General features: G+C 57.3%; 23 protein-coding genes and 1 pseudogene. 19 read left to right on the forward strand and 5 right to left on the reverse strand.

Features of this window, described 5'->3' with window-relative positions; genetic code table 11:
- Window positions 1-91 precede the first annotated feature (91 nt).
- Complete coding sequence (locus tag ABX75_RS22115; protein ID WP_014338822.1) at window positions 92-892, forward strand: SDR family NAD(P)-dependent oxidoreductase; 801 nt, start codon at window positions 92-94, stop codon at window positions 890-892.
- A gap of 126 nt (window positions 893-1,018) precedes the next feature.
- Here ABX75_RS22115 and ABX75_RS22120 read toward each other — a convergent pair whose 3' ends face one another.
- Window positions 1,019-2,650 (reverse strand): ATP-dependent acyl-CoA ligase, encoded by a 1,632-nt coding sequence (locus tag ABX75_RS22120; protein ID WP_014338823.1) that lies wholly within the window; start codon window positions 2,648-2,650, stop codon window positions 1,019-1,021.
- A 184-nt stretch (window positions 2,651-2,834) separates the two neighbouring features.
- On the opposite strand from ABX75_RS22120, the gene ABX75_RS22125 reads away from it, so the two are divergent.
- The 17 genes from ABX75_RS22125 (at window position 2,835) to ABX75_RS22205 (ending at window position 19,847) form a co-directional block, all read left to right on the forward strand.
- Window positions 2,835-3,566 carry a TetR/AcrR family transcriptional regulator gene (locus tag ABX75_RS22125; protein WP_014338824.1) on the forward strand — a complete coding sequence of 244 codons (732 nt, stop codon included), beginning with the start codon at window positions 2,835-2,837 and terminating at the stop codon, window positions 3,564-3,566.
- 333 nt (window positions 3,567-3,899) lie between these two features.
- The gene (locus ABX75_RS22130) at window positions 3,900-4,964 is read left to right on the forward strand and encodes an amidohydrolase family protein (protein WP_034114491.1); all 1,065 of its coding nucleotides are present in this window, start codon (window positions 3,900-3,902) and stop codon (window positions 4,962-4,964) included.
- On the forward strand, window positions 4,964-5,815 hold the full coding sequence (locus ABX75_RS22135) for a fumarylacetoacetate hydrolase family protein (RefSeq protein WP_034114489.1): 852 nt from the start codon (window positions 4,964-4,966) through the stop codon (window positions 5,813-5,815). Before ABX75_RS22130 ends, ABX75_RS22135 begins: the two co-directional genes overlap by 1 nt.
- Window positions 5,816-5,828: 13 nt before the next feature.
- Window positions 5,829-6,731 carry a 3-hydroxyacyl-CoA dehydrogenase gene (locus tag ABX75_RS22140; RefSeq protein ID WP_014338827.1) on the forward strand — a complete coding sequence of 301 codons (903 nt, stop codon included), beginning with the start codon at window positions 5,829-5,831 and terminating at the stop codon, window positions 6,729-6,731.
- Window positions 6,728-7,903 (forward strand): thiolase family protein, encoded by a 1,176-nt coding sequence (locus tag ABX75_RS22145; RefSeq protein WP_014338828.1) that lies wholly within the window; start codon window positions 6,728-6,730, stop codon window positions 7,901-7,903. Before ABX75_RS22140 ends, ABX75_RS22145 begins: the two co-directional genes overlap by 4 nt.
- A gap of 1 nt (window position 7,904) precedes the next feature.
- Window positions 7,905-8,408, forward strand: a complete 504-nt coding sequence (locus ABX75_RS22150) for a carboxymuconolactone decarboxylase family protein (RefSeq protein WP_014338829.1) — start codon at window positions 7,905-7,907, stop codon at window positions 8,406-8,408.
- Between the two features lie 139 nt (window positions 8,409-8,547).
- A complete protein-coding gene (locus ABX75_RS22155; RefSeq protein ID WP_014338830.1) occupies window positions 8,548-9,825 on the forward strand; it encodes a cytochrome P450 in 1,278 nt (425 codons plus the stop codon).
- A gap of 113 nt (window positions 9,826-9,938) precedes the next feature.
- Window positions 9,939-11,246 carry an amidohydrolase family protein gene (locus tag ABX75_RS22160; RefSeq protein WP_014338831.1) on the forward strand — a complete coding sequence of 436 codons (1,308 nt, stop codon included), beginning with the start codon at window positions 9,939-9,941 and terminating at the stop codon, window positions 11,244-11,246.
- A gap of 110 nt (window positions 11,247-11,356) precedes the next feature.
- Window positions 11,357-12,505: an acyl-CoA dehydrogenase family protein gene (locus tag ABX75_RS22165; RefSeq protein WP_034114487.1), complete on the forward strand. Its 1,149-nt coding sequence runs from the start codon at window positions 11,357-11,359 to the stop codon at window positions 12,503-12,505.
- Window positions 12,505-13,578, forward strand: coding sequence for an acyl-CoA dehydrogenase family protein (locus tag ABX75_RS22170; protein WP_014338833.1), 1,074 nt, complete (start codon window positions 12,505-12,507; stop codon window positions 13,576-13,578). Before ABX75_RS22165 ends, ABX75_RS22170 begins: the two co-directional genes overlap by 1 nt.
- Entirely contained in the window at window positions 13,575-14,375 is an 801-nt protein-coding gene (locus ABX75_RS22175) for a crotonase/enoyl-CoA hydratase family protein (protein ID WP_014338834.1), read from the forward strand. The genes ABX75_RS22170 and ABX75_RS22175 overlap by 4 nt, the downstream gene beginning before the upstream one ends.
- A gap of 42 nt (window positions 14,376-14,417) precedes the next feature.
- Entirely contained in the window at window positions 14,418-15,542 is a 1,125-nt protein-coding gene (locus ABX75_RS22180; RefSeq protein WP_014338835.1) for an acyl-CoA dehydrogenase family protein, read from the forward strand.
- A 24-nt stretch (window positions 15,543-15,566) separates the two neighbouring features.
- A complete protein-coding gene (locus ABX75_RS22185; RefSeq protein ID WP_014338836.1) occupies window positions 15,567-16,118 on the forward strand; it encodes a glutathione peroxidase in 552 nt (183 codons plus the stop codon).
- A gap of 2 nt (window positions 16,119-16,120) precedes the next feature.
- Window positions 16,121-16,981 carry a pantoate--beta-alanine ligase gene (gene panC, locus ABX75_RS22190; RefSeq protein WP_014338837.1) on the forward strand — a complete coding sequence of 287 codons (861 nt, stop codon included), beginning with the start codon at window positions 16,121-16,123 and terminating at the stop codon, window positions 16,979-16,981.
- 88 nt (window positions 16,982-17,069) lie between these two features.
- Complete coding sequence (locus tag ABX75_RS22195; RefSeq protein ID WP_047882656.1) at window positions 17,070-17,927, forward strand: cache domain-containing protein; 858 nt, start codon at window positions 17,070-17,072, stop codon at window positions 17,925-17,927.
- Window positions 17,928-17,933: 6 nt separating this feature from the next.
- Window positions 17,934-19,139 (forward strand): MFS transporter, encoded by a 1,206-nt coding sequence (locus ABX75_RS22200; protein WP_039588606.1) that lies wholly within the window; start codon window positions 17,934-17,936, stop codon window positions 19,137-19,139.
- Window positions 19,140-19,547: 408 nt separating this feature from the next.
- A complete protein-coding gene (locus ABX75_RS22205) occupies window positions 19,548-19,847 on the forward strand; it encodes an Arm DNA-binding domain-containing protein (RefSeq protein ID WP_047882657.1) in 300 nt (99 codons plus the stop codon).
- A gap of 208 nt (window positions 19,848-20,055) precedes the next feature.
- On the opposite strand, the gene ABX75_RS22210 is transcribed toward ABX75_RS22205, so the two are convergent.
- The 3 genes from ABX75_RS22210 to ABX75_RS22220 all read right to left on the reverse strand — a co-directional run bounded on the left by ABX75_RS22210 (window position 20,056) and on the right by ABX75_RS22220 (window position 22,268).
- Window positions 20,056-20,412, reverse strand: a complete 357-nt coding sequence (locus ABX75_RS22210) for a type II toxin-antitoxin system RelE/ParE family toxin (RefSeq protein ID WP_047882658.1) — start codon at window positions 20,410-20,412, stop codon at window positions 20,056-20,058.
- A 2-nt stretch (window positions 20,413-20,414) separates the two neighbouring features.
- Window positions 20,415-20,705: a type II toxin-antitoxin system ParD family antitoxin gene (locus ABX75_RS22215; RefSeq protein WP_047882659.1), complete on the reverse strand. Its 291-nt coding sequence runs from the start codon at window positions 20,703-20,705 to the stop codon at window positions 20,415-20,417.
- Window positions 20,706-21,440: 735 nt separating this feature from the next.
- Entirely contained in the window at window positions 21,441-22,268 is an 828-nt protein-coding gene (locus tag ABX75_RS22220; RefSeq protein WP_047882660.1) for a DUF6216 family protein, read from the reverse strand.
- A gap of 363 nt (window positions 22,269-22,631) precedes the next feature.
- Between ABX75_RS22220 and ABX75_RS22225 the strand changes: the two are divergent.
- A pseudogene (locus ABX75_RS22225) lies at window positions 22,632-24,217 on the forward strand (DUF4011 domain-containing protein); the annotation flags it as partial.
- Between the two features lie 138 nt (window positions 24,218-24,355).
- Here ABX75_RS22225 and ABX75_RS22230 read toward each other — a convergent pair.
- A complete protein-coding gene (locus ABX75_RS22230; RefSeq protein WP_047882661.1) occupies window positions 24,356-25,249 on the reverse strand; it encodes a LysR family transcriptional regulator in 894 nt (297 codons plus the stop codon).
- Window positions 25,250-25,258: the final 9 nt, after the last annotated feature.

Genomic DNA, 25,258 nt, shown 5'->3' on the forward strand with positions numbered 1-25,258 from the left:
CTTGTTCCGCTACTGTTCGGTCAGAAGAAATCAGCTATAGTTGAACACTATAAACAAAAATGTTCACTGAATAACAAGAATTGGAGTGGCTATGGCATTGCTAAACGAACAGGTTGCGCTGATTACCGGTGCAGGTGGCGGAATCGGTCGCGGCATTGCACTGAGTTTTGCCAAAGAAGGTGCTGCCGTGGTGGTCGCCGAGCTGGATGTTTCCAGTGGCGAGGCTGTAGTCGCCGAGTTGAAAGCGCTGGGCGCCCAGGCGGTATTCATCAAGACCGATGTGTGCAGCAAGACCGATATCGAAGCCGCCGTGCAATTGGCCGTCGATCAGTTTGGTGGCCTGGACATCCTGGTCAATAACGCCTTCGCTCCCACGCCCAATGTCCTTCTGGAAGAAAAAACCGATGCCATGCTCGAGCAGACCCTCGGCTCTACGGTATGGGCTGCCTGGTGGGCAATGAAAGCCGCGCTGCCCCATATGAAGGCGCGGGGCGGCGGCAAAATCATCAACTTCTATTCCATCGATATCGAGATCGGCGCCTGGCTGCACGGCGACTACAACACAGCGAAGTCAGCGATCGTCGGACTGACCCGCAGCGCGGCCTCTGAGTGGGGGCGCTTCAACATCCGCACCAATGCCATTGCCCCTACCGCGATGGGGGCCACCTTCCACAAACTCGCCGCGGAAAACCCCGGCTTTGCCGAAATGTCCGCTTCGATGCGGCCGTTGGGTCGTTGTGGCGAGCCTGAGGCCGACATTGGTCCGGTGGTGGTGTTCCTCGCGTCGGAGATGTCGCGGTTTATCACGGGCGAGACTATTCACGTCGATGGTGGCTTGCACCTTCCCGGCTACAACTCCCGCCCGAAAGGTGTTCCCGTGCGGGAGTACTGATTGAGCCCGTAAATGTGGGGGCGAGCTTGCTCGCTCCTGTGACCGGATACGGCGCCAGACCCAAAAAACGCGAAAGCCCGCTTCAAAGCGGGCTTTCTGTGTTGGCGCGTACCAAGCAAGAGGCCGCTACTTTTTGGACACTACGATCGATGTGGTTTCCAGATCCCAAGTGGTTTCGGTTTTTCCTTCATCGCGCAATAGATACTTCAACACCCGACCCTGCGGGTTTTTTGGCAAGCTGCTGCGAAACTCGATGTAGCGCGGCAGGGCGTAGTAGGGCACCGAATCGGTGGCCCAATGGAACAATTGCTCCGGTTCAAGCGTTACGCCTTCATGCAGTACGGCAGTGACCTTCACATCGTCCTCACCCCGCTCTGACGGGACGGCATGTACCGCCACTTCTGCCAGTGCCGGGTGAACAGCAAAAGCGGCTTCCATTTCAAAGCTGGAAATGTTTTCACCCCGGCGGCGCATGTAGTCCTTCTTGCGGTCGACGAAGTAGAAGAAGCCGTCGTCATCGAATCGGCCAATGTCGCCGGTGTGGAACCACATATTGCGCATCAATTTCAGGGTGTCCTCCGGACGACGCCAGTAGCCCTGGAACATGATGTCCGGACGTAGCGGGCGTACGACGATTTCGCCCACGCAGTTGGGTTGTACTTCCTGATCCAGGTCATCGACGATCCGTACGTCAAAATCCGCGATGCGTTTTCCCGACGAGCCGGGCGCGGCGTATTCCCCGGCCGCCAGCGAGGTGACGACACAGGCTTCGGTCAGGCCATAGCCGTTGCCGCCTACCCGTTGGGTGCCGAAACGCTCGCGCCAGATTTTCTTGGTCTCTTCGGTGTAAGGGTTGCCACGTGCGGTATGAATCTGCCCGACGCAGCGCAGCATCGCTTCATTGTCAGGCGCTTGAGCGAGAAGGCCGCCCATGCCGCCCAGGATCGAGGCGATGGTTGCGCCCGAGCGCTCCACTTCAGGCCAGAAATTCGAGACCGAGAAACGCGGGAGAATGGCGGCGCGCGCGCCCACCAGAATGCTGGCGATGATCGATACGCACAGTGCATTCATGTGGAACAGCGGCAGCGGGGTGATGGTCACGTCATCGGCACTGGCTGGACCGGCACGCAATTGCAGGCGCGCCAGATTGCACATGAAGTTGTAGCTGATCATGCAGCCCTTGGAGGGGCCGGTGGTGCCTGAGGTGTAGATCAGGCAAGCCAGGTCTGAAGGCTGTGGTTTCTTGACCAGCGGGGTCGTGTCATGTCCGCGCCATGCATCCAATGGCGCAATATGAATCGGGCAATCGGGGACTGTCTCCAGTGCGCCGCGATGGAGAATGTGCTGTACGTCGTGCAGTTGTCCGGCCAGTGGCGTTATGCGCGGCAGGTAGGCTGCTTCGCAGATCACCACCGAGGTGCCGGTATCGGCGATCTGATGGCGCAGGAACTCCCCTTTGAGGGCGGTGTTGATTGGCACGCTCACGGCGCAGAGCTTGTTGATGGCCAGCCAAGTGGTGACTGCGTCGATGTTGTTATCGAGCATTGTCAGCACCGTGTCACCGGTCTTGACGCCCAGCGAGATCAAGGCATGCGCCATTTTTGTTGAGAGTGAGTCAATCTGTGAATATGTGTATAACTCTCCGCTGAAATCCAGCAGTATCTTGTCTGGATGCCTTGCTACCGCCCGATCTAACGCATCGATAACAGTGTCTCGTTCTCCCACTGCCCACGTCTCTGGATTTCCACTGCTGCCCATCAGTTTTCTCCTTTTAGGCGCCCACGTTGGTAAGGGTTGCCTGATTTTATTTTGAAGAGAGAATGAGATTCTAAATAGAAAATGTGAAAATGTCTTTAGCAATAAGTTGAACATATCCTGTTATTTATGCCCAGATCCTGTGGTAACGTTGCGCCATCTTTACTTTCCTTGAGCGCATCGATCCATGCCAAAAGCCGCATCCCTGAAAACAGAAGCGCCTACGCCGGCCTCCAGAACGAAGAAAAAGGCGTTGCCTGATACAGGGGCGAGCCAGGTTAAACCGGTCGAGCGACGTATCGCTGCCAATGGAGGGGCAGGGATCAAGGTGAAGCCGAACCGACGTTCGGAAGAGACAATCGCCAATATCCTCAAGGCCACTGAAGAAGTGGTGTTGATGTCCGGTGCCGATCGTATTTCGATCCTGGATGTGTGTCAGGTCGCGGGTGTTTCGCGGGGGACCTTCTACCGCTATTTCGCCTCCCAAGAAGATCTGCTGGACACTTTTTCGCGGCACAAACGCGAAAGTTTCCACAGCTCGCTGTCCCAGGAGCTGGGGCATATCAGTGATCCGGAAGCGCGTCTGAATGCGCTGTTCGCTTATCTCGACAATTACCTTGAGCAAAGTCGGGCGCGGCGCCTTCTGGTGGTTGCCCCTGATTATGCGTTGGGTTTTTTCCGGCGGATTTTCCACGATTCGATCGTGCGTTTTCAGGATGGCTTGGGCATTGTTTTCGACGATTGGGACGAGCGCCTGGGGGTACGTCTTGACCGTGAGTTGATCTGCGAAATGATCATTCGTTATGTGTTGAGCGAAATCCTGGTGCCGGAAGCCGCGGGGCGACGCTTGTTCCCGGTGCGGATGAAAAAACTGCTGGGTGCGCTGATCATGGGTTCCACATCCCGTACCCGCCGCTGACCTTCGACAAATCACCCATCGCTTGACTAAAGCCCTCGCATATCGAGGGCTTCGCGTTTCCGGGCGCTAGTTTTTTCGCCGCTGCACTCCTCATTTTTCGAGCTTGGCTCGTGCTTTCCAATCCCTCGATGCGTTTCAAGACTTAGGTCGAAGGCCCTGCGTCAGGCTTCCTGGCGATTTTTCAAAATAAATTGAACAGTATTTTGATTTCTGCTCAATTTAAATTTAAGCTCTGGTCCTGGTAGTAAGCCTTTTCGTGACGGGTCGATCCTGTCCATGTGAAGGCGCCGCGCTAATAAACCAACAAAAAGTGCCAACCTCGAGGTACCAGACATGCTTATCGATCTACACGCCCACGCACCACACCCTGGCTATTACAACCAGCACCCTCACTGGGGGCCGTTCTTCGAACAACATGCCGACGGCGATATCAAGCTGCGTGTAGGTGATTGGATTCTCGGGCTTGGGTCGCCCGAGCGTAAGGCGGCCGTGCGCTCGGGCAACGGTCCCAAGCTTGAGGAGTATTTTGCTCGCTGGGCTGACCCGAAAACGCGTCTGGCCGGCATGGATGCCGCGGGACAGAATTTGCAGGTGGTTTCTGTCCCATCCCATTGCTACATGTACTGGACCGAAGCCGAATTTGCCGTACCGTTCGCCCGCACCGTCAATGAGACGCTGGCGCAATACTGCTCCGCCGCCCCTGATCGCCTGATGTTCTGGGCCCATGTACCGCTCAATGCTCCCGAAGCGGCGGCGGCTGAATTGCGCTACGCCTGCACCGAGCTGGGCGCCAAGGGCTTGGTCGCCGGAGGGGCCAACTTCGGCGGCCTGGAGTTCGATTCGCCGGAGCTCGACGTGGTATGGAGAACCCTCTGCGACCTGGATCTGCCGATGTTCATCCACGGCTACAACCAGTCGGTCACGTGGGGTAAGAACGCCAATGATGACCGTTACGAAACCACTGCCATCGTAGGCATGCAGTACGACGAAAGCCGCTGTTTCTGGAACCTGATTTGCGGCGGTGTGCTGGATCGTTTTCCCGATTTGAAGGTGTACATCACCCATGGAGGTGGTTATGTCCCGTACCAGCTCGGTCGCCTGGCCAAGACCAACGAAAACCTCGACGTCAAATACAACAAAAAGCCGCTGCTCGAGTACATGAAGAACTTCTACTTCGACGTCGAGCTGCATGAAGTGCCGATGCGCCAGGCTCTGGTCGATATCATTGGGGCAGACCACGTGCTGTACGGCAGCAACTTCGGCGGCAGCGATGCCGTGCGTCACGACCTGACCCATGGTTTGAAGTTGTCCGACGCGGACCTGCGCAAGATTCGCTATGAAAACGCATGCCGCCTGCTGCACTTGGATCCCGCCAAGTTGGGCAAGGTAGGTGCCTGATGAAACTGGCGCGTTGTGAGTATTTTGATACTGGGGTTTTTTGGGCGGTGGTTGATGTCGCTCAGAATCAGGTGACACCCATTTGCGGAGAGTTCAAAGACTGGGCACCCGCGGTGGCGGCCGGGCGCGGTATCAGTTCGGTACGTTTCGCCGGGCCCTCGTTGCCGCTCTCCAAAGTACGTTTGCTGCCGCCTATTGAGCCTGTCAACCGAGTGGTGGTGGCGGGAGCCAATTACGCCAAGCATCTGGTGGAGTTCGGCTTGCAGGCGCCGGCGCAGCCGGTTGCATTCCTCAAGGCCTATGGCGCGTTGATTGGCGCCAATGACCCTATCCGCTTTCCTCCGTTGACTGAGGAGCTCGATCACGAAGTCGAGTTGGTCGCGGTCATTGGCACCGATGAGATCGACCTGGAAAACCCGCTGGCTTGCGTGCTCGGTTACACGGTCGGCAACGACGTCAGTGCCCGAGACCTGCAACGCAGCGGGCCTGCGGGGATTGGCATGGACCTGTTCGCGGCGAAAAGCCAGGACCAGACCACCGGCCTCGGGCCCTGGATCGTCACCAAGGACGAGTTCCCGGAAGGTTCGCCGCGGCTGCGCCTGACCTTGAAGGTGAACGGTGAAGTACGTCAGGACGGATCGACAGCGGAAATGACCTGGGATGTCGGTCAACTGATCCGCTTCGTGCAGCAGCGTTCGAGTTTCGCCGGTGGCGACGTGCTATTCACCGGTTCGCCAGCGGGGGTGGGGATGGGCACCGGTGTGTTCCTCAAGGAAGGCGACGTGGTCGAAGCCAGCGTCGAGGGCATTGGCACGTTGCGCAATGTGGTCAGTAAAAAGAACTGCGCCTAATCGAGAGCCAAACATGAACGCCAATAAAGAAAAAGTAGTCGTCGTCGGTGCTGGCTTGATGGGTACCGGTATTGCACATGCGTTCGCCAGCTCCGGGTTCAACACGTTGCTGGTCGATACCAATGCCGCCTCATTGACAAATGCCAGGGCGAGCATCGAAAAGATCCTTGCCGATGGTGTGCGCCTGGGCAAAGTCAGTGACGAAAAAGCCCAGCAGTCCCTGGCCAACCTGCTGACCTGCAGCGACCTGAGCGAAGCCGCGAGTGGCGCAAATTGGTTGGTGGAGACGGTGTCCGAGCAGTTGGCGGTGAAGAAAACCGTTATCGCTCAGGCGGCGCCACTGCTGGCACCGGACGCGATTATCGCGACCAATACTTCGGCCCTCAGCGTGACCGAAATTGCTGCGTCGGTGGACTGTTCGGATCGCGTGATCGGCATGCACTTCTTCAACCCCGTGCACAAGATGAAGCTGGTGGAGCTGGTGCGAGGGTTGGCCACTCGCGATGAAGTCGTGGCGCGTACGCGCACCCTGTGTGAGCAGATCGGCAAAACCTCTATCGTCGTCAATGAATCGCCAGGACTGACCACCAGCCGCATGTCTGCGCTCTTGGGTAACGAGGCGATGTGGATGCTCCAGGAGGGTACGGCGACCGCCGAAGACATCGACACGGCGTTGCGCCTGGGCTTCAACCATCCGATGGGACCATTGGAGCTGGGTGACCTGACTGGTTGGGATACGCGGTTGTCGGTGCTGCGCTATTTGCACCAGACCCTGGGCGAAAAATTCCGGCCTTGCCCGCTGATCATCAAAATGGTTGCCGCCGGGCGGCTGGGTCGCAAGTCGGGGCAGGGGGTCTACCGCTATGAAGAGGGTAAACAAGTTCCGGGTTCGGGGCTCAAGGCGAGCGCGCTATGAAAGACATCGTCATCGTTGATGCCGTACGTACGCCAATCGGCAAGTTCCGTGGCGGCCTTGCCAGCGTGCGCGCCGATCATCTTGGGTCGCTGGTGCTCAACCGCTTGCTGGAGCGGGTCGATGTGTCGCCGAATCTGGTCGATGATGTGATCTTCGGTTGCGTCACGCAAATCGGTGAGCAGTCCGCCAACATCGCCCGCACAGCCTTGCTCGGTGCCGGATGGCCAGTGACTGTTCCGGGGCTGACCATCGACCGCAAATGTGGTTCGGGTGAAGTGGCGGTGCATGTGGCTGCTGGCGCTATTGCTGCTGGCGCCGCTGATGTCGTGGTGGCGGGGGGCGCGGAAAACATGAGCCGCGTGCCCATGGGCAGCAATCGCGAAATTCACGGCGAGGCGTTTGGCTGGATGGTGGCGCAGCGTTATGAACTGACTGGTCAAGGCGAGGCAGCCGAGCGTATCGCCGACAAATGGGGGCTCAGCCGTGATGCCCTGGATGATTTTGCGTTCGCCAGTCATCAGCGCGCCGCCTCGGCGTCCGATGCCGGTTATTTCGATCATGAAATCGTGCCGGTTGCGGTCGAGGAGTTGTCTGAGCGGGTGCTGGCGGCGCCGGCCGCTGTGTTGCGTCAGGATGAAACCATTCGTCGTGACACGTCGCGGGAAAAGCTGTCGACGCTTAAGACCAGTTTTCGTCCGGACACTGGACGCATTACGGCTGGCAACTCGTCGCAGATCTCCGATGGTGCTGCGGCTTTATTGTTGATGAGTGCCGAAACCGCGAAAAAACTCGGGCTCAGGGCGCGCGCGCGGGTTGTGGCCTTCACCACGGTCGGTTCCGATCCGACGTTGATGCTCACAGGCCCCATCGATGCCACCTGGAAGGTATTGAGCAAGGCCGGGCTGAGCATCAACGACATCGACCTGTTCGAAGTCAATGAGGCGTTTGCCTCCGTGCCGCTGGCGTGGATGCGGGAAACCGGTGTGCCTCACGATAAGTTGAACGTCAACGGTGGCGCCATCGCCCTCGGTCATCCGTTGGGTGCCAGCGGTGCGCGATTGATGACGACTTTGTTGAACGAGCTCGAACGCCGTGGTGGTCGTTTTGGCCTGCAAGCCATTTGCTGCGCTGGCGGCATGGGCACGGCGACCATCATCGAACGGCTCGATTGAGATGGCGCGCCTACCGCTGGTTTCGCTGGAGGCCATGCCGGTTGCGTTGCAGGACGCAGTCGAGCGTGGTCGGTACAGCCGCATGCTCAGTTCCACGACGCCGGTTCAGGTCTGGGCGCATCGACCGGCGGTAGCGCTGGCTTGGCTGGGCTTGATGGAGAGCTTGCACAACGACAGTGTGCTCGATGAGCGCTTGCGCGAGCTGGTGCGGCTGAAGATTGCCAGCATCACCACCTGCAAGGCCTGCCAACTGGCGCGTAAGTCCGATGCGGTCACTGAGGAAGATATTGCGTGCATGGCAACGGACAGCGCGTCCTTCACGCCAGCCGAGCGCGCTGCGCTGCGTTATGCCGAGTTGTTTGCCGGCGACTACCTGGCAATTGACGACACCGATTTCCTCCAGCTTGGGGACTTCTTCTCCACGGCCCAAGTGGTAGAGCTTGGGCTGTATTGCGCGCTGATGTTGGCTGGAGGTCGTATGACCCTGGTGCAGCAGGCCTATTGATACCTTCGATGTCGAGGTATATATGATCTATTTTTTAATAAGTGTCCAATAGTGTTCGGGCAAGGCCTATGATTGGCCGTAAAGTATGGCCTTAAGCGAGCTTTCTTGAAAAATAATGACAAAAATTACGGAGACGATCATGTCCACACCCGCACAGAGTGACCTGGTCAAGGTTTTTACTGACGTAGCCAGTAATTATCGCGGCACCAGCGATATCGACTTGCACGCGGTCTACCGCGACATGCGCGCCAACTCGCCGGTGCTGCAAGACAATTTCATGGCCCGGCTGGGCGTGCCCTCGATTGCCGGGCTGGATGCCAGTCGACCGACCTTCACATTGTTCAAGTACGACGATGTCATGGCTGTCATGCGTGACGCCGGCACCTTCACGAGTGGTTTCATAGCGGAAGGGCTGGGTGCGTTTTTCGATGGCTTGATCCTCACGGCAATGGACGGGGATGCCCACAAGAACATCCGTAACCTGTTGCAGCCGGTCTTCATGCCGGAGACGGTGAATCGCTGGAAAGAAACCAAGATCGACCGGGTGATTCGCGAGGAATACCTCAAGCCGATGGTGCAGGCCAAAGGCGCGGACCTGATGGATTTCGCGCTGTATTTCCCCATCCGGGTAATTTACTCGTTGATCGGCTTCCCCGAGGACCGTCCCGAGCAGATCGAGCAATACGCTGCCTGGGCCCTGGCCATTCTGGCGGGTCCGCAAGTCGACCCGGAAAAAGCCGCGGCTGCCCGGGGCGCCGCCATGCAAGCGGCGCAGTCCTTGTATGATGTGGTGAAAGTAGTCGTGGCCGAGCGTCGCGCAAGCGGGGCATCGGGCGATGATCTGATCAGCCGGCTGATTAACGCCGAATACCAGGGACGCTCCCTGGACGATCATGAGATTGCCACCTTTGTGCGTTCGCTGCTTCCGGCTGCCAGTGAAACCACAACCCGAACCTTCGGCACCTTGATGTCCTTGCTTCTGCAAAATCCGGACGTACTGGAGCGGGTGCGCAATGACCGCAGCCTCGTGAACAAGGCCATCGATGAAGCGGTGCGCTTTGAACCGGTGGCTACTTTCAAGGTGCGTCAGGCCGCTAAAGACCTGGAGATTCGTGGCGTGCCCATCCCTAAGGGGGCGATGGTGCAATGCATTGTCACTTCCGCCAACCGCGATGAAGAGGCGTTCGAAAATGCCGATCAATTCGACATCGACCGAAAACCCAAACCCTCGTTCGGCTTCGGCTTCGGTCCGCACATGTGTATCGGTCAGTTCGTTGCCAAAACCGAGATCAACTGTGCGCTGAATGCCATCCTCGACCTCATGCCCAACATTCGCCTCGACCCGAGCAAACCCGGCCCGCAAATCGTCGGCGCGCAGCTGCGCGGCCCGCACTACCTGCATGTGCAGTGGGACTGATGGGCGCTTGGGTCTGATTTAATATGAACACAAATAAAAAATGTGTTTAATTAAATCAAGATGTGCACTATGATTCAGGCACAACAACAAGCCCGAATGCGAAGGGGAAAACAATGAAAGTTGAAGATCTGATTCTCGTCAGTGTCGATGACCACGCGATCGAGCCGCCAAATGCCTTTGCTCGTCACATGCCTGCCCGTTTCAAGGGGCGCGAGCCGCATGTGATCAAGAAAGGCGATCGCGATGTTTGGGTGTTCGAGGAGCAGGCCACTGGCTACATGGGCCTCAACTCCGTGGTCGGCCGACCCAAAGAGGAATACGGCATGGAGCCGCTGGGCTACGAGCAGATGCGTCGTGGCACCTGGAGTATCAAGGACCGCGTCGACGATATGAACGCCAACGGCGTGCTCGGTTCATTGTGCTTTCCTACCTTCCCGGGTTTTGCCGGGCAACGTTTCCAGGTGCACGCTGACCGTGACGTGTCGATGGCGGCCATCCAGGCTTACAACGACTGGCATTTGCATGACTGGTGCAATGCAGCGCCAGGTCGTTTCATCCCGCTGATGATCGTGCCGTGGTGGGACATGAAGGCCGCTGCCGCCGAGGTCGAGCGCCTGGCCAAACAGGGGGTGCACGCGCTATCGCTGTCGGATAACCCGGCCATTCACGGTTACCCGTCGATTCACAGCGATTACTGGGACCCGTTGTGGAAGGCCTGCAGCGATAACAAGGTGGTGATCTGCTGTCACATCGGTACCGGCGTAAAAGCCAACCACGCATCGGATTTGTCCCCCATCGATGCCTGGATTACCTCCATGCCGATTTCCATCGCCAACTCCGCCGCCGACTGGATCTGGGCGCCCATGTGGAAAAAATTCCCGGACCTGCGCATGGCGCTTTCCGAAGGCGGCATCGGCTGGATTCCTTACCTGCTGGAGCGGGCTGACTTCACCCACCGTCATCACAACGCCTGGACCAATTCCAACTTCGACGGAAAAATGCCCAGCGACATTTTCAACAAGCACTTCATCACGTGCTTCATCGAAGATAATTTCGGCCTGAAGAACCTCGATTACTTGAACGCCGAGATGGTCACCTGGGAAAGCGATTACCCGCACTCCGACTGCACCTGGCCAAACTCGCCGGAAACCGCCTGGGAAGGGTTGCAGCACCTGCCCAAGGAGATGATCGACAAGGTCACTCACTTGAATGCCATGCGTGAGTTTTCCTTCGATCCGTTCTCCATCCATGGCCGGGAAAACTGCACGGTCGGCGCGCTGCGGGCTCAGGCCACGCACGTCAGCATCGAGCCTGCCCTGGGCCTGGGCGGCGCCGATCATGGTCGCCATGACAACAAGCCGGTCACCTCCGGCGACATCAATGCGATGTTCGCCCAGGCTGACGCGCAAACCGCGTTGTAAGTTGTCGCTGCTCCCACAGTCGCCGGCCAATGGCGGCTGTGGAGCGGTTGCCGTTCTGTGGTCGCTTCGTTCGAAGCGATTGCGCCTGTGTTGAGCGTGAGAGAGCGCATATGGCCATCAGTCAATTTTCCTACAGCAGTATTCCTCCCGAGGCGGAAGCGCTTCGCCCAGAGGTGCGAGCGTTCATTCACGATACGCTGGCCGATTATCCTCCCACCCTGAGTGCGCGGTCCTGGATGGGGTTCGACGCCGAGTTCAGCAAGAAACTCGGCGCCAGGGGCTGGGTCGGCATGGCCTTGCCCAACGCCTACGGCGGTGCACAGGCGAGCCCGTTTGCCCGCTATGTGATTATCGAAGAGTTGCTGGCTGCCGGTGCGCCGGTATCAGCTCATTGGATCGCCGACCGGCAAAGCGGGCCGCTGATCAATCGTTTCGGCACCGAGCAGCAAAAACAGCATTACCTGCCGGCCATTTGCCGGGGTGAAAGCTACTTCTGCATTGGCATGAGCGAGCCCAATTCCGGCTCGGACCTGGCGTCGATCAAAAGCACTGCGGTGCGTGAGGGTGATGATTGGCTGGTCAATGGTCAGAAGGTCTGGACCACCAACGCCCACCATTCGCACTACATGATTGCCCTGGTGCGTACCGGTGAGAAACAGGCCGCCAGGCATGAGGGCATGTCGCAATTCATCGTCGATCTGAGCCTGCCCGGCATCACCATCCGACCGATTCGCGACCTGGCCGGTGGCGAGCACTTCAACGAAGTGTTTTTCGACAATGTGCGGCTGCCCGCCGACGCCTTGATCGGCACTGAAGGCAAAGGGTGGGACCAGGTCACCGCTGAACTGGCCTTCGAGCGCAGCGGCCCTGAGCGGTTCCTCAGTTGCATGGCCTTGTTGAAAACGCTGATTGACGCGGTGGGCAAGACACCCAATGCGCTACAGGCGCGGGAGATCGGGCGGCTTTCGGCCAAGTTGCTGACACTGCGCAATATGTCGTTGTCGGTCACGGCACAGCTGGCAGCGGGTGAGCATCCGGCCTGGGCGGCTTCCTGCGTGAAGGACTTGGGCAATGCCTTTGAGCAGGAAATTCCCGAGGTTGCCCAGCTGTTACTGGAAACCGAACCACGGCAAGACGGCGGCAGCGAACATGCACGGGTGCTGGCCTACCTGACTCAGATGGCGCCCTCATTCTCACTGCGCGGGGGCACGCGCGAAATTCTACGCGGCATCATTGCCCGCGGGTTGGGGTTGCGATAATGCGCGAGATATTTGAAACGACGATTGAACGCCTGTTTGCCGATGTGGCGACGCCGGCTTATGTGATGGGTTGTGAAGGCGGCGAATGGCCGGCCGAATTATGGGCCGCGCTGGACGAGTCGGGCTTTACCCAGGCGGGTGTCACCGAAGCGCTGGGAGGTGCTGAAGCCAGTTGGGCCGATATGTATGTGCTGGTCCGTGCCGCCGGGCGCTTTTCGGTGCCCGCGCCATTGGGTGAGGCCCTGCTCGCCAACTGGCTACTGAGCAAGGCCGGCCTGGAGGGCAGGGCAGGCGCCCTGAGCATGGCGGCCAGCGCTGATCTGGTGCTCGATGGCGAGCGCGTTCATGGCGCTGCCTATTCGGTCCCTTGGGGGCGCAATGTCGAAGCGCTGGTAGCGATTGCCAATAGCGTAACCGGTGTCCCACATGTGGTGTTGCTTGAGCGCAGTGCTGCCAGCGAACTCACGCCGAGCTTGAATGTGGCGGGCGAGCCACGGGATGACCTGGGGTTCACCAGTGCCCAGGTACTGGCGCAAGCGCCGCTACCCGCCGGGCTCGACGCCGATGTCCTGGAACTGGGCGGTGCGATGCTGCGTGCGGCGCAGACCGCCGGGGCTTTGCACGCGCTATTGGACATGACCGCCAACTACGCCGGCGAACGCAAACAATTCGGGAAGGCCATTGGTTCGTTCCAGGCCATTCAACAGCAATTGGCGGTATTCGCCGAACAGGCTGCTGCCGCCGGCATTGCCGCCGAGGCCGCCTTTGCAGAGTCCCGTTGGGGCCTGGCCGCGCTGACCATTGCTGCCGCGAAAATCAGCACGGCAGAAGCGGCCAGTGTTGGCGCCGGCATTGCGCATTCCGTGCATGGGGCTATCGGGTTTACCGAGGAGTACCCCCTGCATTTGCTCACGCGGCGGTTGTGGGCGTGGCGCAGCGAATTCGGATCGGCCAGCGTTTGGAGTCAACGTTTCGGCGCTCAAATATGCCAGGGAGGCAGCGATGGATACTGGCCGTTGCTGACCAGCCACGGCCAGCAATCCTTAATCTGTCCTGCGAGTAACCCGGCATGAGCAACTTTCTTCAGATCGAGCGCGAGGACGGCATCGTCACTGTGCGCATGAACCATCCCGATACCCGCAATGCGCTGACGACGCCCGAGCAGATTCAGGAGTTTGTCGACCTGTGTGCGGAACTGCGGCGCGACAAGTCGGCGCGGGTGATGGTGCTCACGGGCAATGGCAGCGCGTTCTGTGCCGGCGGTAACGTCAAGGATATGCACGAGCGTGGCGGTATCTTCGCCGGTTCGCCCTATGAGTTGCGCAATACCTACCGCGATGGCATTCAACGCATTCCCCTGGCGATTTACGAGCTGGATATTCCAGTCATCGCGGCGGTAAACGGCCCGGCGATTGGCGCGGGTCTCGATCTGGCGTGCATGTGCGACATCCGCCTGGCGGCGCCCAAGGCGATCTTCGCCGAGAGTTTCGTGCGCCTGGGCATTGTTCCCGGGGACGGCGGTGCCTGGCTGTTGCCGCGCATCATCGGCATTCCCAAAGCCAGTCTCATGGCGTTTACCGGCGATGCCATCGATGCCGCAAAGGCGCTGGAATGGGGCCTGGTGGAGCAAGTCTGCACGCACGAAACGCTCCAGACGGAAGCTCAGGCGCTGGCGCGACGAATCGCCAGTAATCCGGGGCATGCGTTGCGCCTGTGCAAGCGCCTGCTACGTGAAGGCCAACATATGCGCCTGGATTCGCTGCTGGAATTGTCCGCGGCGTATCAGGCGCTGGCGCATCACACCGAAGACCATCAAGAGGCGGTGGCGGCTTTTGTCGACAAGCGCGATCCCGATTATCAGGACCGCTGATCACCCATTGCCCACAACAAGAATCGAGCTGGAGTAAGCAAAATGCGTGGCGTATTTCGAGAAGACCACAACATGTTCCGTGATCAGGCCCGCCGCTTCGTCGACCGCGAAATCGTGCCTTACCTGCATGAGTGGGAAAAGAACGGCATCGTTCCCAAGGAGGTTTGGCTCAAGGCCGGCGAGAACGGATTGCTGTGCTCCACGGTGCCAGAAGAATATGGCGGCCCCGGAGGTGACTTCGGTCATTCGGCGGTGATGATCGAAGAGCTGGCGCGAGCCAACGCCACTGCCGTGGGTTTCACCACCCACTCGGAAATCGTAACGCCTTACATCGTGGCCTACGGCAGCGAAGAGCAGAAGCAGCAATGGCTGCCGCGTATGGTCAGTGGTGAATTGATTGGCGTGATCGCCATGAGCGAACCGGGGATCGGCAGTGACCTGAGGGCCATGCGCACCTCGGCGCGGCGCGACGGTGACGACTACATTGTCAGTGGCCAGAAGACCTTTATCACCAACGGTGGGAATGCTGGCCTGGTGGTCACTGCCACCAAGATTGACCCCGCGGCCAAAGAGTTGACCTTGATCTGCGTCGAAGAAGACCGTGCCGGCTTCGCCAAGGGACGCCTGCTGGAAAAGATCGGCCTGAAAGGGCAAGACACCGCCGAACTGTTTTTTGATGAAGTCCGGGTGCCTGTCGGCAATCGTTTGGGCGAGGAGGGCATGGGGTTCAAATACCTGACCCATCAACTGGCCTGGGAGCGCCTGATTATCGCGATCCGTGCCGCGCAATCGATCGACACGCTGCTGGAGGAAACCATTGGTTATACCCGTGAGCGCAAGGTCTTCGGCAAACCGGTGCTCGACTTCCAGAACACCCGTTTCAAACTCGCTGAAGCCAAGGCCCAGGCCACCATGTTGCGGGTGTTCGTTGACGACTGCCTGACCAAGGTGATGCGCGGTGAGTTGACGCCTGAAATCGCCGCGATGGCCAAGCTACTGGGGTCGGAAATGCAGGGCAAGCTGCTCGACGAGTTCCTGCAATTGCACGGTGGTTATGGCTTCATGAGCGAATACAAGATCAGCCGTGCCTGGGTAGATGCTCGCGTTGCTCGGATCTACGGCGGCACCTCGGAAATCATGAAAGAAATTATCGGCCGTACCCTTTGAAGTACTGCCGCAGGAGGCAATCAGATGAATAACTCCCTTTATGACATTCCTTTGAAAAAAAACGATGGCAGTGCCAGCCGCCTGGGCGACTATCAGGGCAAAGTTCTGCTGGTGGTCAACGTCGCTTCAAAATGCGGCCTGACCCCGCAATACGAGGGGTTGGAAAAGCTGTACCAAAGTAAAAAAGACCAGGGGTTTGAGGTGTTGGGTTTCCCGGCCAATAACTTCAGAGAACAGGAGCCGGGGAGCGACGCGGAAATCGTCGAGTTCTGTTCGGTCAACTATGACGTCCACTTTCCGTTGTTCTCGAAAATCTCGGTGGTCGGCGCGGATCAGCACCCTCTCTACACTCAACTGACTGGCTCGCAACCTGAAGCCATCGGTGACGGTCCGTTCCGTGAGCGGTTGAAGGGATATGGCATCGAGTCGGCCAACACCACGGACGTGCTGTGGAATTTCGAGAAATTTTTGATCGACCGCCACGGCGCGGTGGTTGCGCGTTTCGCTCCGGACGTTACGGCGGATGACCCTCGGTTGCTTGACGCGATAAATACACAGTTGGCCAAAGAGGCTTAGGCGTGCAGACGGTCGACACAGTGAGTGCACTTCGCGCGTTGGTAACCCGCGCGCGCAGTGAAAACAAGAAAGTCGCTCTGGTGGCAACCATGGGCAATTTACATGAGGGTCATATAGCCCTGGTTCATTGGGCCAGGCAGCGGGCTGATTATGTGGTCGCGAGTATCTTCGTCAATCCACTCCAGTTCGGGGCGAGTGAGGATCTGGCCGGCTATCCTCGGACGCCGGAGGCGGATCGAGAGAAACTGGTCGACGCTGGCTGTGATGCGCTATTTGTCCCGGCTGTCGAACAGATCTATCCCGAAGGAATGCTTAACCAGGCCATTGTTAGTGTGCCGAACGTCTCCGAAGGTTTGTGCGGTGCAGCGCGCCCAGGACACTTCGATGGCATGGCTACGGTCGTTGTCAAATTGCTGAATATCGTTCAGCCGAACGTCGCGGTTTTCGGGGAGAAGGACTATCAGCAGTTGGCGGTCATTCGTTCAATGGCCAGGGATCTCAATATGACAGTCGACATTGTCGCTGCTCCGACCATTCGAGCCCCGGATGGGTTGGCGTTATCTTCCCGCAACGGTTATCTGACCGATAGAGAGCGTGCCATTGCTCCAGTGCTTTATGCATGCCTGCAACAAATGGCGGCGTCTATCCAGGTTGAGGGTCGGGTGGCTGAGGGCCAGTTGATGGAATGTCGTCGACGTATAAGCGACGCCGGTTTTCAGCTGGAGTACTTTGAGGTCAGGAATGCCCAGAATTTAAATCCTGTGACAAGCACTGATACTCATTTTGTGATCCTGGTGGCGGCGCGCATCGGTAAAACGCGACTCATCGATAATTTGACGGTGGATCTTCGCCTGGGTGACTGAATTAACCATCACGGAATGCATCACCACACAGTCCCAAGGGGGGCCTCAGTCCATCGTGAAAACAGAAAGATCACCAAAGGAAACGACAGTGGGCCTTTATCGAGCATTCGCTGCGCTTTGCCTGTGTTTTGTCTCTCTAGTCGGCGTTGCTCAGCAAGCCCCAGCGGATGCCTATGGTGCCGACACCCAGCGTGCCAAAGCCTTGCTGGCAAAAGCTGTCGCCGAGTACAAAGCCAAGGGCGACACAGCGTTAGCCGAGTTCAGCCGGCAGGGGGCCTATGTCGATGGTGAGCTGTACATCTACGTGGTAGATACCTCCGGTGTAATGCTTGCGAGCGGCGGGCCTTCAGTTTCACTGGTCGGCAAACCGGTGGTCAGCTTCCTGGACGACGACCTCAAAGCTGTATTCCAGCAAGCCATTTCACAGCCAGATGACGGCGTTGTGCATAGCGCCGAATACCGCTGGTGGAACTGGCAACACGCCAAGGTCGAGCGCAAACGGGTGTTCTATCAGCGTGTGCAGGATCGGGTGATCTCCGTGGGTTACTACATGCCACGGTCGAGCCCGGAACAGGCACAACAACTGCTGCGCCAAATCTCGGGGCAAATTGCCAACGACGCTAAAACCACCTTCAGCCTCATTAATCAGCACGATAAGCAGCTCACCCGGGATGATCTTTATGCCTTTGTGGTGGACCTGAAAACCCAGCGGTTTGTCGCTCACGGTTTTTCGCCCCGGTTGATCGGCACCGACTTCAAGTCATTGCGCTCAACCGACGGCAAGCCTATTGGCGAGGATATTCTCAAGCAGATGAGCGCCCATGAAACAGGGGAGATCGCCTATCTGTGGCGCAACCCTATGACCGGGCAGAACGAATACAAGAGGACTTTTCTGCAGCGGGTGAACGGGTACATCGTCGCCGTGGGCTGCTATGCAATCAAGTGATCAATGATGGGTGATATCGGTGTTTTGAGCCATGGCAGCGACAAGGCGACCCGTAGCCATTGGATGATTCTGTCCATTATCAGCTTCAACTTTATCTCGTACGTATGCAGTGGCTTGCCGCTTGCTGTGTTGCCGGGCTACGTCCTCAATGACCTGGGCCTGCCCTCGGTTTTCGCGGGTGTGGTGATCAGCTCGCAGTACCTGGCGACGCTCCTGACCCGCCCCTTGGCTGGTGGCGTGGCCGATCGCCTGGGTGCCAAATACGCGGTGGTGTGTGGGTTCAGTGGCTTGATGTTGAGCGGCACCCTGACTGCGCTCGCCATTTTCCTGCACACCCAACCCTGGTTGACCCTGACACTATTACTGCTGGGGAGGTTGGTGTTGGGGGCGTCCACAGCCATGATTTCCACGCCCTGCTGCACCTGGGCCATCGGGTTATGCGGTGCCCCTCGGGCAGCACAGGTCATGTCGTGGAACGGAATAGCGGCTTACGGCGGCACGGCTGTTGGCGCGCCACTGGGTGTGCTGCTGCACAATTCGTTGGGTATCGCCAGTGTGGGGTTGAGCACCGTGTTGCTTGGCCTGATGTTCCTGCTTTTGGCTCTGGGCAAGCGGTCAGCTCCATTAGTGACAGGCGCCCGTCTGGCATTTTATCGAGTCCTGTTCGCCGTCTTGCCAAATGGCCTGGTCCTGGTTTGCAGTTCGGTGGGGTTTGGCGGGCTGACGGCGTTCGTCGCACTGTACTTCGACAGTCTGGGCTGGGATCACGCCGCCTACTGTCTAAGTGGCTTCGGGGCAGGTTTTATCGTTGCCCGATTGTCGTCGCCGGGAATACTGCAGCGATTCAGAGGGTACAAGGTGGTGGGTGGGTGCCTGCTTGTACAGACCTTGGGCATGCTGCTGATATGGCTGGCGCCGTCTCCTGCGCTGGCCATTGCCGGCGGGGCGTTGACCGGGATAGGTGTGTCATGGGTCTATCCGGGGCTAGGCGTGGAGACATTGGCGAGCACTCCGGCCGCGAACCGTAACTCGGCGCTCAGTGCCCTTTCAATATTTTTTGATATTGCAGTGGGGATCGCCGGCCCGGTGATGGGCCTGGTTGCCTCAGGTTTTGGCTATGCTGCGATATTTCTCTGTGCTGCACTGATGTCAGCAGGCGGGTTTCTAGTGGCGCTCTGCCTATGTTGGCGGAAGGGCCGCATACGCGATTGATACGGCTTGCTTAATGGTCCCTCTGTTTGACATGACTAATGCGCAAGTAAGCCCTTCGACGCTCTGAGAGCGCAGCGATCCACAGGCTTCCTGTTCGCGGCCTGCCTGGCCGACGATGTGATCGACTGGACGCCATGCCATAATGGAAAGCCCTCTCGATTTTGAAGACCGTTTCCCGCTCCAATTATTTTTCTATAGCCTTCCATTGAAGCATGTAGAAACCAAAAAAAGAGGCTTCGGCCTCTTTTTTTATTCCAGTAAAGTCCATTCTGATACATTAATAGCCACAATTTTTCAGTACATTATTTAGTACATCAATTCGGCATTTGATAAATCGCTTTTTCGTGGTACTCACCTCACTGGAAACCGTACAAATCTCCTCTATTCAAACGAGACGGAGATTGTAAGATGGCTCTCACAGACACTGCAGTCCGGCATGCCAAACCCCGTGCAAAGGAATACACCCTCCCTGACTACAACGGCCTTGCCCTTTTCGTAAATACCAAAGGCGCCAAGTGCTGGCACTTCCGCTTTTCCTGGGCGGATAAGCAACCCCGTATTTCGCTCGGTACCTATCCTGAAGTTATCTTGCGAAATGCTCGGGCGCTGCGTGATGTTGCGCGGGCACAGGTCGCCAGGGGCATTGATCCGCGTGTCCATCGGCAGTTGGAGCGTAATGCCAGGCGCCTGGCCACGGAGAACGCCTAAGAAACGGTTGTTCAGCATCGAAAGTGGTACACAAAGTTGAACATCGTGTTTGTGGTCGTGGGTCTCGACAGGCCGGTCGGACCCAGAACCTCCCACTTCAATTGGCCGCCGAATCGGCTGACAGCGAGGGCGCTCAGGTTGAGGTGTAGAGGGCGACGCCTTACCTTCGTCGTTTATGGTCAGTTAAACCGTTGGGCCAGGTCGGTAATCAGTCGTTGGGCAGGTGCAACTGGACCTCCATGGCGTCATGAAGGAGTCGGACGACCTCGATCACGTCGTCGTTTGCCACGCGATAGAACACGACATGGCGCGGGCTTTTGACCGTTCCATGGGGGTGTTTAGCCTGCTGGCGTGAATAGATGAGGTGATAGCTGCGAAGGCCCGGCGCAAGCTCATCGCGGTCGTGGCTGCCAATGCGATAAGGCGTATCGGCAATCGCTTGAAGCGCCGCGAGGATCAGCGCCTGGTAGCGCTGGCGTGCTTGATCGCCGAACTGCGTCTGGGAGAGCCTGAGGATGTCGACAATGTCGGCGCGCGCCGCGTTGGAAATCCGATACTGCGGCATGCTCAGTGTTTCTCTCTCGCGGGGAGAGTGGCCTCCAGACTTAAGCCCTCGAGGTAGTGCTCCAGCTCCCCTTCGTTCAACTGAGTGAAGCGCCCGTGCTCAAGATCCATAATGCCGATCGAGGTAGCCTGACGCAGAGCCTCAATTTTGGCAGCGTCTTCGGCGACGCGCTGTTCTAATAGGCGCAAACCTTCTCGCATCACTTCGCTGGCATTCTGATAACGGCCGGACTGCACCAGGTCCTGGATAACCTGTTCCTGGTGAGGGGTGAGCACAACGTTTCGCGTTGCCATAATTAGCTCCAGCTTTGGGCAAACAGGTTTTTCGACCATTGGCATAATATGCCATTTTTACCGAGGAGCACATATCTTAAGAGCTGTATCTGACGAACTGAGTCGTACAGGTTCACCCGCCGCGCACTGATGTGTGGCAGGCTTGTTCAGGATTTGGCCAAAGCCAAGCGTATTCCAAAGCTAACCTGAAAGACATAAACGGAGCCGCTGCACTTGGTCGATCTGTCCACTGTCCCCCCTCCGTAAATGGGGAATCACGCGCAGGTAATTGATCGACACTGAGAAGGATCAATACCCCCGCAACGCACAAATGGGCTGAGGCGATCCACCGCCAATGCCCAGATGCGCGAGGGCTGTCTTGGGTGTCGTGACAAGACGATTCGGCACGTGCGGTGGTGCTCTTCGGTGACCGGATTCCTGACGGTGCGCTCCACCCGCAGGGGGGGCGCTACGCAGCTTGACCAAGGATTCGAGTATATTCGACACGGTGCTATTTCTGGCAGACCGGATTGGTGTTGCCATTATTGCCGAGAAAAGGTTTATCAAATGACCGAGCAGCGCCCTGAAGTTACCCTCCTTGCGCGCCTCAAGAGGGAATTATTTTCATGCTTCGTTTTGTGAGTGACTGCATTTGGATTTATCATTAGGCCATAATCAAGTCTGTTATTAGCTTCTAGTAAATGGGTTGTCCATAGTTAATGAGTCTGGTTGCTGTCTTTCGTAAAATATATACGACTAAAGTGTAGGCTCTGTATTGTTTTTGTCCACCTTTTGCAGCAGTGCTTTAGCGTTGCGCTCACGGTCAACGATGAATAGCAAGAATATAAACCAAGCCGCTCCCAGAATGCCGGCACTTACAGCGATGAATCTTTGAGACTTAATGGCTTCTTCTATTTGTGGATTTTGGTTTCCCAACACCAGATCGCAGATAACCTCTTTGTCCCATTCATTGGCGAGCGGGGCGGTATCTGTGGAAAATAGGCAATATTCTGTATCGATTATCCAAGATTCTGAGAGCCAATCCAAAGCTTTTCCGGTAGAACTCCTGGCTTGGTTCTCTTCAACCCAGAAACTAGTCTTGGTTTTGTTCACGGTGTAAAAAGCCAGTCTGGCATCGACAAATACCGCCCAGACCTCAGTCAGTATTGCGATACCTGCCAAGATGCTGGCGCGCATCGTCCACCGGTGCCACGGTGTAGGAATCGCAAATTCGAGTTTGTTTGCGTTGAAGTAGCGTCGCGCACGGCAGAGTTCCTCGATAGTTAATTCATGGTGATCTAACCAAGACAAGAATTTTGTCATATTACGTGAGGTTCGGAGGTTCATGCCGAACCACAGGTTAAATCGTTGGAAATCTTCATGCGCTTTCCAATGACGTTGGGCGGACTTGCTATGAAAGTCTTTTGCTCCCCCTAAAATTTGATGGCCACGGTATACGATATAGAAAAGCGCATTCGTTCTTCCTAGAACGTATATCGCCAAGATGAGCGCTCCGAAGTATGGAGATATTTTTATTCCAGCATCGATTAGTTGAAATGGAGAAATTGCGAGCGGTTCTGACAATGCGCTGCTTCCTGTATGGTAATGTAGGTTTGTCGAAAAGCATAAACTATTTTTTTGGTGCTTGGACATGCCGGCGTTGAAATCTATATCAACAACAAAATGATAGGGCCAGTAGTCACTGCTACGGCAGCCCCAAGGATCATTGTTGCGTTGGAATTACCGGGCGACGTGATCCTGGGGTAGTGTCTTGCCGATATTGTAACGTGCATGCAGGTCGTTGCCTCCAGTACCAGCCGCTCCCGCTTCAAATCCGGTTTGCGTTCGCTTTCGGTGCGAATGCTTTTCAGGCAATGTATCCTCGGCGCTATATCCAGCCGCCCTCCCTTTGCCAGGAATGCAGGCGTATCGCTCAAGGAGACGTTGATGAGCATGAAGATCGAGGCGGTTGTCGCCCGAAAAGTCGGCTTTGCCTCGCACCAGAACGCTGTTCCACTGCTGCGTGAGCTTAGTATCAGGAACGAAGGAGACGTGCCTGAGCAGGGCTTAGTACTTACGCTCACCACTGATCCTGAGTTTGTTGAAACCCGTACTTGGCACATCGACCGGGTCAGTCCTGGTGATCGACTCACCGTTAGCGATCGCGATATCAGGCTAAATGCGAATTACCTGGCTGGTTTGAGCGAAAGCTTGGCCGCAGAAGTAATATTGCGATTATTCCAGGGCGATGAGCTGCTTGCTGAAGAACGCTTGCCGACTGAGCTCTTGGCGCGGGCAGAGTGGGGTGGCCTCAATGCTATGCCAGAGCTACTGCCGGCCTTCTGTATGCCTAACGATCCAGCCGTCGATCGGTTGTTGAAGGCGGCGTCAGACGTACTACGCGGTGCAGGAAAAAAGATGGCATTGATGGCTATGAAGGAAAATCTCGCACGCGGACCTGGGAGCTTGCGTCTGCTATCTGGTCAGGTGTGTGCAGCTTTAAGCTGAGCTATGCGCTGCCTCCGGCGAGTTTTGAGCAGCAGGGGCAGAAAATCCGCACGCCCAGTCAGGTTCTGGAAAACGGTGTTGCCACGTGCTTGGACAGCGCACTGTTGTTTGCCGCGGCATTAGAGCAAGCCGGGCTTAACCCTCTAGTAATCATGACCAAGGGGCACGCATTCACCGGAGTCTGGCTACAGCCTCAGGAATTCTCACAATTGTTGACCGATGAAGCGTCGGCCGTTCGTAAACGTCTCGATCTTAAGGAACTCGTGGTTTTTGAAACCACATTAGCTACGCAATCTCCGTTTCCGAGTTTTAGCCATGCCGTTTCTGCTGCCGAGCGCCAACTGAGCGATGACGACTTCGTCATGGCAATTGATGTACATCGCGCGCGCATGCAAAAGATCCGTCCACTTTCGGCGAGCGTAGCGGCTTACGATGTTCCCGTAGAATCGGGACAACAGCCACAGCAACGTGAAGTGTTAGAAGAGGCTCCGTCGTTGCCAGGCTTCGACGTTGAGATCGTTGTGGAGACCAATGGTGCCGCAGGTAAGCTCATCTTGTGGCAACGTAAGTTGCTGGATCTCACTACGCGCAATCGCTTGTTACACCTTCCGGACAGCGCGAAAGGTGTTCGTTTGATGTGCCCGGACCCTGCGGGGCTTGAGGATTTACTAGCTAGCGGCAAGCGTATCCGGGTAGTCCCGGTGCCTGACCTCAGGAGTGGCGGTCGTGACCCAGCGTTGTATGAGCAGCAAAACAGAGAAAACCTCTTGGAGGAGGTGGCCCGGCAAGCGCTGGATCGCGGTGAGGTACTAGCGAACCTGGAAAAGACTAAGTTGGATGCCATCTTGGTCGAGCTCTATCGAAAGGCGCGGACTGATCTCGAGGAAGGTGGTGCGAATACGCTGTTTTTGGCTATTGGGTTTCTGAAGTGGAAGAAAAGCGCGGATGACCCCAAAACCTACTCCGCGCCATTGGTCCTGTTGCCAATAAAACTTGAACGCAAAAGCGCATTGTCGGGGGTGTCTGGGCCTATAGCTGCCATTCATAATCAACAGTAAACCACCCATTGCAGACGGTCGCGCCCGACGCAGTCGATCAAAATCATCTGCTGATTCAGGGTTTGAGGGGGCGGGAAAAATTCAGACGCCTTGAGGATCGATGACTCAGCTCTTGTAGAGTAACGCTTCAACTACAACGCCAAACGCTGACGAATGTTCACGGCGATTGGGGTAGTAGAGATGGTAACCGGCAAAGGGTTGGCACCAATCTTCCAACACCCGTACAAGGCTACCGTCGGCAAGCTCCTTCACCACCATGTCCTCTGGCAGGAAAGCCAAGCCACATCCCGCCACGGCCGCACGCAGAATTGGCACGCTGCTGTTGAATGTCCATTGGCCTTCGACGCGGGCCTTGAGTTCGTGGCCATCCTTTTCGAAATCCCATTGCATCAGGCTGCCGTGAGTCGGCAGGCGCAGGTTGATGCAGTTGTGCGCCGCCAGATCTCCCGGTTCCATCGGGTAGGGCCGATGCTGGAAATACTGCGGCGAGCCGACAACGGCGATGCGTAACGATGGCCCGATCGGCACGGCGATCATGTCCTTAGCCACCTGATCACCCAGACGCACACCCGCGTCATAGCGCTGCGCGACGATGTCGGCGAGGGCGTAATCGACGGTGATTTCGACCTTGATGTCCGGGTAGTCGGGCAGCACCTTCAGCAGCTTCGGCCAGAGAATATTGTTCGCCGCATGCTCGGACGCCTGAATCCGCACATTGCCGGCGGGGGTGTCGCGAAACTCGCTGACTGCAGCCAGTTCCAGTTCAATTTCTTCAAAGCGCGGCGCCATCGCTTGATACAGGCGTTGGCCCGCCTCCGTTGGTGAAACACTGCGCGTAGTCCGCGTCAGCAAGCGCACGCCCAGCCGGGTTTCCAGTGCCCGCAGAGTGTGGCTCAGCGCTGACTGCGAAACGCCCAGTTGCGCGGCAGCACGGGTAAAACTCCCTTCGCGGGCGATGACCACGAAGGCTTGCAGGTCGTTGAGATTGGGGCGGGACATTGATGAGAA

This window comes from Pseudomonas sp. ARP3, from assembly GCF_001029595.1.
Classification (GTDB): domain Bacteria; phylum Pseudomonadota; class Gammaproteobacteria; order Pseudomonadales; family Pseudomonadaceae; genus Aquipseudomonas; species Aquipseudomonas rhodesiae.